This is a genomic window from Brevundimonas sp. UBA7534, assembly GCF_002479325.1.
Lineage (GTDB): Bacteria > Pseudomonadota > Alphaproteobacteria > Caulobacterales > Caulobacteraceae > Brevundimonas.
On record NZ_DLMO01000086.1, the window covers coordinates 1 to 7605 of the forward strand.

Annotated in this window: 6 protein-coding genes and 2 pseudogenes; 5 read left to right on the forward strand and 3 right to left on the reverse strand. The window is 70.7% G+C overall.

Annotated features, from left to right (window positions below):
• Both B2U11_RS06475 and B2U11_RS06480 read right to left on the reverse strand, forming a co-directional pair.
• A pseudogene (locus tag B2U11_RS06475) lies at positions 1 to 195 on the reverse strand (cell envelope biogenesis protein OmpA); the annotation flags it as partial.
• Positions 196 to 409: 214 nt separating this feature from the next.
• A complete protein-coding gene (locus tag B2U11_RS06480) occupies positions 410 to 1141 on the reverse strand; it encodes a glycosyltransferase family 2 protein (RefSeq protein WP_292070677.1) in 732 nt (243 codons plus the stop codon).
• A gap of 225 nt (positions 1142 to 1366) precedes the next feature.
• On the opposite strand from B2U11_RS06480, the pseudogene B2U11_RS06485 reads away from it, so the two are divergent.
• From B2U11_RS06485 to B2U11_RS06495, 3 genes and pseudogenes are all read left to right on the forward strand, one after another.
• Positions 1367 to 1930, forward strand: a pseudogene (locus B2U11_RS06485) (ArnT family glycosyltransferase); the annotation flags it as partial.
• A gap of 423 nt (positions 1931 to 2353) precedes the next feature.
• Complete coding sequence (locus B2U11_RS06490) at positions 2354 to 3343, forward strand: FecCD family ABC transporter permease (RefSeq protein ID WP_414632941.1); 990 nt, start codon at positions 2354 to 2356, stop codon at positions 3341 to 3343.
• The gene (locus tag B2U11_RS06495; RefSeq protein WP_292070679.1) at positions 3340 to 4095 is read left to right on the forward strand and encodes an ABC transporter ATP-binding protein; all 756 of its coding nucleotides are present in this window, start codon (positions 3340 to 3342) and stop codon (positions 4093 to 4095) included. The genes B2U11_RS06490 and B2U11_RS06495 overlap by 4 nt, the downstream gene beginning before the upstream one ends.
• On the opposite strand, the gene B2U11_RS06500 is transcribed toward B2U11_RS06495, so the two are convergent.
• Entirely contained in the window at positions 4089 to 6146 is a 2058-nt protein-coding gene (locus B2U11_RS06500; RefSeq protein WP_292070680.1) for a lytic transglycosylase domain-containing protein, read from the reverse strand. The two genes, B2U11_RS06495 and B2U11_RS06500, sit on opposite strands and share 7 nt — an antisense overlap.
• 117 nt (positions 6147 to 6263) lie before the next feature.
• On the opposite strand from B2U11_RS06500, the gene dapA reads away from it, so the two are divergent.
• Both dapA and smpB read left to right on the forward strand, forming a co-directional pair.
• Complete coding sequence (dapA, locus tag B2U11_RS06505) at positions 6264 to 7148, forward strand: 4-hydroxy-tetrahydrodipicolinate synthase (RefSeq protein ID WP_292070682.1); 885 nt, start codon at positions 6264 to 6266, stop codon at positions 7146 to 7148.
• 20 nt (positions 7149 to 7168) lie between these two features.
• Positions 7169 to 7605: SsrA-binding protein SmpB (smpB, locus tag B2U11_RS06510; protein ID WP_292070685.1), on the forward strand; the 437-nt coding region annotated here is incomplete at its 3' end.

A 7605-nucleotide genomic window follows, 5' to 3' on the forward strand; every position in this document is an offset into this window, starting at 1 on the left:
CGCGGCCCAGCCGTCGTTGACCTCATAGTTCCAGTTGCCGCCGGTCGTCGACGACTCGGCGTTGATGTCGTCGATGATGTGGTAACCGGCGTCCAGCGCGCCGTACCAACCGTTCGGCTCAGCCGACGCGGCGCCGGCGGACAGCGCCAGGGCGGCCGCTGCGCTGGAGGCCAAAACCAAAGTCTTCATACGCATAAGGGGAAGCCCTCCGCTTTTTCAAGATTGTGCGGCGGAAACGACCGCCTGATTGCGCTCATAACAGCACCGCTGCCACAGGTCGAGGCGAAAACAGGCCGGCGAGGGCCTCATTCGTCGAGCGTGATGTTGATGCTACACGGAAAATTCTGCCGGGAGACCCCCCGCGACATCCGTCTAAATGTGGCTGGGCGGCGCCGGTTCCACGGCGATATCAGAATTCGCTCACCGCGCCCGGCCGTCGGGAGCGCGACTTGAGCCACATCACGCCCGCCAGGTCCGACACCGAGGCGCGAAGTCGCCCCCAGTTGGTGTATTTCGAACGCCCCGTCTCGCGATGACGGTGGCCGACGTCCAGATACTGGTTGCGATAGCCCTCGCGGATCATCAGCGCCGGCAGATAGCGGTGGACATGATCGAAATAGGGCAGGCGAAGGAAAGCCTCCCGGCGAAACGCCTTCAGGCCGCAGCCGGTATCGTCGGCGTCGTCGCCCAGCAGACGACGGCGGATGCGGTTGGCCCACAGCGAGGCTTGGCGCTTGGAGGCGCTGTCCTGTCTGCGGGCGCGACGGCCGCCGACCAGCGCCACGTCGGACGGAGCAGCGGTCAGGGCGTCGACCAGACGCGGCGCGTCCGCGGGCGGGTTCTGGCCGTCGCCGTCCATCGTCACCACGATCGGGGCGCGGGCGGCCAGGACGCCGGTGCGCACCGCGCGGCTCTGGCCGGCGTTGGTCGAATGGGCCAGCACCCGCAGCGTCGGCAGGTCGTTCATCGCCGCCTTGAGTTCGCCCAAGGTGTCGTCGCGGCTGGCGTCGTCGACGAAGATCATCTCGTAGGCTCGCCCGGCGAAGGCCTCGGCGATCTCGCGCGCCAAGGCGACGGCTGCGCCGGCCTCGTCATGGACCGGCACGACGACCGAAATGTCGGGAAGCGGCTGCGCGTTCATGGGCGCCTCTTAGCGCAGGTCGCGACGGAGGGGGAGATGGCTGACGTCCCCCCGCGCGCCGTGTAAGACGAGATCATGAACCGTATCGACTTCGATCGCCTCGTCGCCGGCTGGCGGGGTCCGCTTTTGGCGGCGCTGCTGGCGATGATCGCCGGCCTGCCCGGCCTGCTGCTGCTGCCGCCGCTGGACCGGGACGAGAGCCGTTTCGCCCAGGCCACGGCGCAGATGCTGGAGAGCGGCGACTATGTCGATATTCGTTTCCAGGACGATCCGCGCTGGAAGAAGCCGGTCGGCATCTATTGGCTGCAGGCGGCGGCCGTGTCCCTGACGTCCGACGTCGAGGATCGCCAGATCGCGCCCTATCGCATTCCGTCGCTGCTGGGGGCGATGCTGGCGGCCTGGGCGACGGCGTGGGCGGGCGCCGCCCTGTTCGGATCGCGCATCGGCTTCTTCGGCGGGGCGATCCTGGGGGCCACCTTCCTGCTGTCGACTGAAGCGGGCATCGCCAAGACCGACGCCATGTTGTGCGGCGCGACCACCCTGGCCATGGCGGCCCTGGCGCGCATCTATATGGCTTCGCGCGCGGGGGAACGGCCTGCGCGTCCGCACAAGCTGCTGTTCTGGCTGGGTCTGGGGCTGTCGATCCTGATCAAGGGGCCGATCGGCCTGATGGTCGTGGCTCTGGCGATCCTGGCCGTGTCGATCTGGGACCGCGATTTCAAGTGGCTGTATCGCCTCGGTTGGGGCTGGGGGCTGCCGCTGGTGGCGCTGATGGTCGGTCCCTGGGCCATCGCCATCACCATCGCCACCGACGGCGGCTTCTGGCGCGAAGCCATCGGGGGGGACCTGGCGCCCAAGATCGCCGGCGCCCACGAGAGTCATTCCGGTTTCCCCGGCATGTATCTGGTGCTGGCGCCGCTGCTGTTCTTTCCCGCCACCCTGTTGCTGCCCGCCGCGGCCGCGACCGGCTGGACCCGGCGGGCCGAGCCGGCGATCCGCTTTCTGGTTTGCTGGCTGGTCCCGGCCTGGCTGGTGTTCGAGCTGGCGCCGACCAAGCTGTGGCACTACACCCTGCCGACCTTCGGCGCTCTGGCCCTGTTGGCGGCCGCGGCTCTGGCCCGGCCCATCGGCAAGGCCTCGCGCATCGTCGGCGCAATCCTTATCGTCCTTGCGGCGCTGCTGGTCGTGGCCATCACCGTCTATGGCCTGACGGTGTACGGCACCTCCACGGCCCAGACCTGGGCGGCGATCACCGTCGTCGCGGCCCTGGCGGCGGCGATCCTGATCGGGGAAACGGGGTTCAGCGGATCGCAGTATCGGCAGGCCCTGTTCGATCCCGCTTCGGGTCCGGCCGAGGTGCTTTGGCAGGTGCGCGCGCCCCGCGCCGTCTGCGCCCTGGTCGTGGGGGCGGCGCTGGGGCTGGCGGGCGCGGTGATGCAGGGACTGCTGAGAAATCCGCTGGCCGATCCCGGCGTGCTGGGCGTTTCGGCGGCGGCGGCCCTGGGCGCGGCGCTGGCGATCGTGCTGGGCGCGGCAGCCGTGCCAGGGCTGGTCGAGATGAGCGCTCTGCTGGGCGCGGGGCTGGCGGGCGGGGCGCTGATCGCCGTGTCGGGCGTGGTGCGGGCGCCGGAGGCCCTGATCCTGTTCGGCGTCGCCCTGTCTAGTTTCGCCGGCGCGGCGACCGCCCTGATCTTCAACCTGTCGCCGTCGCCCATCGCCCAGGCCGAGGTGATGTCCTGGCTGCTGGGCTCGGTGCAGAACCGCAGTTGGATCGACGTGGCCTGGGTGACGCCGGCTGTGATCGCAGCAGCGGTCTTCGCCGCCCTGGCGACGCCCGGCCTAAGGATGCTGACCCTGGGCGAGGAGGGCGCGGCGACGTCGGGCCTGTCGATGCGGCGGTTGCGGATTTTCGCCCTGATCTCGGCCTCGGTCGCGACCGGGGCGGCGGTGGCGGTGGCCGGGGTGATCGGCTTCGTCGGTCTGGCCGCGCCGCATCTGGTGCGCGCGGCGGTGCGGGGCGATCCGGGACGGGTGCTCTGGCCCTCGGCCCTGGCGGGGGGGCTGATGCTGGTGGTCGCCGACCTGCTGGCGCGGCTGACGCCGACGGACCAGGAACTGAAGCTGGGGGTGTTCACCGCCCTGATCGGCGCGCCGCTGTTCGCCCTGATCGCCTGGCGCGCGGCGCGGGAGTGGCGGCTGTGAGCCTGCTGACGCTCGACAAGGTCAGCGCGCGGATCGACGACAAGACGGTCCTGGACGCCGTCGATCTGACGGTCAGGGCCGGCGAGGTGGTGGCCCTGTGCGGACCGAACGGCGCGGGCAAGAGCAGCGCCATCCGCGCGGGGGCGGGGCTGATCGCGCCGACCGCCGGCCGGGTCGGCCTGGGGGCGGACGAGGCGCGCACCCTGTCGCATCGCGCGCGGGCCGAGCGCGTCGCCTATCTGCCCCAGGAGCGCCGCATCGCCTGGAACCTGCCGGCGGCGGACGTGGCGGCGCTGGGCGCGCCCTTCCTGTCGGGAGACCAGGCGCTGATCCGGGCGCGGGCGGCGTTGGAAGACGTCGGCGCCGGTCATTTGGCCGACCGGGGCGCAGCCGAGATGTCGGGCGGCGAGCGCGCCCGCGTGCTGCTGGCGCGGGCGCTTGCCGCGCCGGCGCCCCTGTTGCTGGCCGACGAGCCCATCGCCGGGCTGGACCCGGACGCGCAGCGGCTGGTCCTGGAACGGCTGCGTGCGCGCGCCGACGCCGGGCAGGGGGTGCTGGTCAGCCTGCACGATCTGACGCTGGCGGCCGCCTTCGCGGATCGGGTTGTGGTTCTGGACGGCGGCCGCGTCGTCGCCGATGGCCCGCCGCTGGAGGCGCTGTCGCCCGAAATCCTGAAGACGACCTTCGGTCTGGACGGCTGCTGGGTGGAGGGGCCCCACGGGCCGCTGCTGGCGGCCCGCCGGGCTCAGTAGGCGGCGTAGGGGCGCGGACCGGCCGCGGCCCCGGCCGAGATGTCGGCCGACGGCGTCAGCGGCGCCGAACCGCCGTTCAGCCGGGCCTTGTAGACGGCCATGTTCTCCATCACCCGCATCATGTAGTTGCGTGTCTCGGTGAAGGGCGCGCATTCGATGAAGTCGAGGGTGGCGTTGGCGTCGCCGCGCGGATCGCCGCAGCGAGCGATCCACTGGTTCGGCCGCGCCGGACCGGCGTTGTAGCCCACTGTCGCCAGCAGCATCGAGCCGCTGTTCGCCGCCATGAGCTCGCCCAGGTGATAGCTGCCCAGGGTCATGTTGTAGTCCGGGTCCCACAGCTGTTCGGCCGAGAAGCCCATGCCCAGGCGCCGGGCGACGCCGGACGCCGTCGCGGGCAGGAACTGCATCATGCCGCGCGCGTCGGCGTGCGAGCGGGCGCGCGGGTCGAAGCTGGATTCCTGGCGGGTGATGGCCAGGGTGAAGGGCAGGGGCGCCGACCCGTTGACCGAAGGGGGGATACGCACCGGATACATCCGTTCCGGCAGGACGAAGCCGCGCTGGCTGGCCGCGCGGCCCACCATCATGGCCGTGAAGCCTTCGCCATAGCCGCGCGACAGGTCCATCAGCAGGGCCAGGTCCTCGATCGTCGGCAGGTCGTTGTCCAGCTGATAGGCGAAGACGCGCAACAGACTGGTTTCGCCCGTCTCGCCAAGGATGCGCGTGGCGCGGACAAGTTCGCGGCCATCGAAGGAAGCGATGGCGGCCTGATCGGGCGCAGGTTCGCCCGGCAGGGTCAGGGTGGTCAGCCCGGCCTTCTCGGCCGCCAGCTGGCCGTAGAAGGTCTGCCAGTGCTGGGCCCCGTTGCGGTAGTAGTTCATCGCCGCGTCGCGTTCGCCGCGCGCCTCGGCCGCGCGGCCCAGCCAGTAATAGGCGCGCCCTTGCGTGATCGGGGTGGACGAGGCGCCGCGCAGGGCCTCGAAATGGCGCGCGGCGACCTCGGGCTGGTTCAGCTTGGTCAGGGCGACCCAGCCGGCGAAGAAGTCGGCGTCCACCATCCGGTCGCCGGCGGTGAAGCCGTGGCCGTTCATCGCGTCATAGGCGGCGCGCCAGTTTCCGACCTGAAGGGCGTCCAGGAAATAGTTGCGGCGCTCGCTCCACAGGGTGTTCTGGCCCGTGTCGTGCGACGGCGCCGGCGGCAGGGACGCCAGCAGCGGGAAGGCTTCGGACTGCCGATTCTGGGAGCGCAGGATGCGAACCCGCTCAAGCACGACGGCGGGATCGCCGGCCTGGGCCGGTGTGAGTCCGGCGACGATGGCGTCGGGACTGTAGGCGGTGCGAAGGTTCATCACGGCGTTGGCCACGGCGGCCCGCTCGGGCGAGACCAGATTGACCATCGCGCGCGTGGCCGGGCCGTGCGGGCCGAGCAGCAGCAGGTTCAGGCGCTTTTCGTGGTCGGCCGGCGTCAGCCAGCCGCCCCAGCGGGCCAGAATGCGCGACTGGGGCGCCTCGTCGAAGGACTGGGTCGTCCACCAATCGCGGATCAGGGCCCGCGCCTCGTTGGTGCGGCCGCGCTGCTCATAGGCGGACGCCAGGGCGATGGCGCCCTCTATGGTGGTCGGCGGGCTGTCGGCGAACAGGGACAGGGCGGCGTCGGCGCCCATGCCGGAACGGTCCAGCACCTTCTCGGCGGCCGCGCGACGCGACTCGGCGCGGGGCCAGCCGGCCATGCTGGTCTGGGCCTGTGCCAACTGGGCGTAGGACAGCTGTTCGCCAGAGGTGTCGATCAGCGCCCATTCGACCAGCTTGCGCGCGGCGGGATCGCCGATCCGGGCCAGTACGGCCTGGGTTCCGGCGACGTCGCGGGCGCGCGCCGCGGCCAGTCCCTGGCGGAAAAGCGCGGTATCCTGATCGTTGAGCACGCGCGGCCCCTGATAGGCGGGCGCGCTGGCCGGCGTCGACTGGACCGCCGTGTAGGGAACCGGGCCTGAGGTCAGGTCCTGCGGATTGGGAGCAAGCACCGCAAGCATCGCCGCCAGGCTGGTTCCGATCATGATCTTTCCTGTTCCCATTCAATCCGGTTGCGGCAAGGCCGTCGGCGACCTAACTTCCCGCGCTCTTTTCTCGGCGGCGATCGATGTCGCCCCCTCCACGCAGGCCAAGCTAGTCCCATGACCGCCCCCTTGTTCAAGGGCGTGATCACCGCCCTGATCACACCACTTCGTGACGGAAACGTGGACGAGGCCGCTTTCGTCAAACTGCTGGAGCGCCAGATCGCCGCAGGCGTGGACGGGGTCGTGCCGATGGGCACGACGGGCGAGAGCGCGACCCTGCACCCGGAAGAGCATCGGCGCGTGGTCGAACTGGCCGTGGCGACGGCGGCGGGACGGATTCGCGTGATCGTGGGCGCCGGCTCCTCGGCTACCGACAAGGCGATCGAGATGGTCGCCCACGCCAAAGCGGTCGGCGCCGACGGGGCGCTGGTCGTCGCGCCCTATTACAACCGCCCGTCGCAGACGGGGATGACGGCGCACTTCCGCGCCATCGCCGATGCGGTGCAACTGCCCGTTCTGCTCTACAACGTGCCGGGACGCACCGGGTCCGACATCGCCAACGAGACCGTGGCCGCCCTGGCGGAGCATCCGAACATCGTCGGCATCAAGGACGCCACCGGCGACATGGGGCGGATCGCCTGGATGCGGGCGACCCTGCCCGAGGGCTTCGCCTATCTGTCGGGCGACGACGCCAGCTGGCTGGGCTATGCGGCGTCGGGCGGGCACGGCGTGATCTCGGTGACGTCCAATGTCGCGCCCGAGGCCATGGTCGCCCTGCAGCAGGCCCTGACCACCGGCGACCTGGCGACCGCGCGGTCGTGGCAGGACCGGCTGATCGGCCTGCACCGGGCGCTGTTCCTGGACAGCTCGCCGTCGCCGGCCAAGTACGCCCTGTCGCGGCTGGGCCTGTGCGGCGAGGAGGTACGGCTGCCGCTGGCGCCGACGGACGCCGCGGTGCGTCCGGCCATCGACCGGGCCATGGTCGCGGCGGGTCTGGGCTGATGGCGTCGGAAAAGCCCAAGATGAAGGTGCTGGCCGAGAACCGCCGGGCCAAGTTCGACTACTTCCTGACCGACAATCTTGAGGCCGGGATCCAGCTGCTGGGCACCGAGATCAAGGCGCTGCGCGACGGCCGGGCCAACATCGCCGAGAGCTATGCCTCGGTGGAAGGCCGCGAGATCATGCTGATCAACGCCGACATCCCGCCCTACAAGCAGGCCAACCGATTCAACCATGAGCCGCGGCGGCACCGCAAGCTGCTGTTGCACAGGAAGCAGATCGACAAGCTGATCGGCGCGGTTCAGCGCGACGGCCAGACGATCATTCCCTTGCGCCTGTATCTGAACGAGGCGGGCAAGGCCAAGCTGGAGATCGCGCTGGCCAAGGGCAAGAAGCTGCACGACAAGCGCGAGGCCTCGGCCGAGCGCGACTGGCAGCGCGACAAGGCCCGGCTGATGCG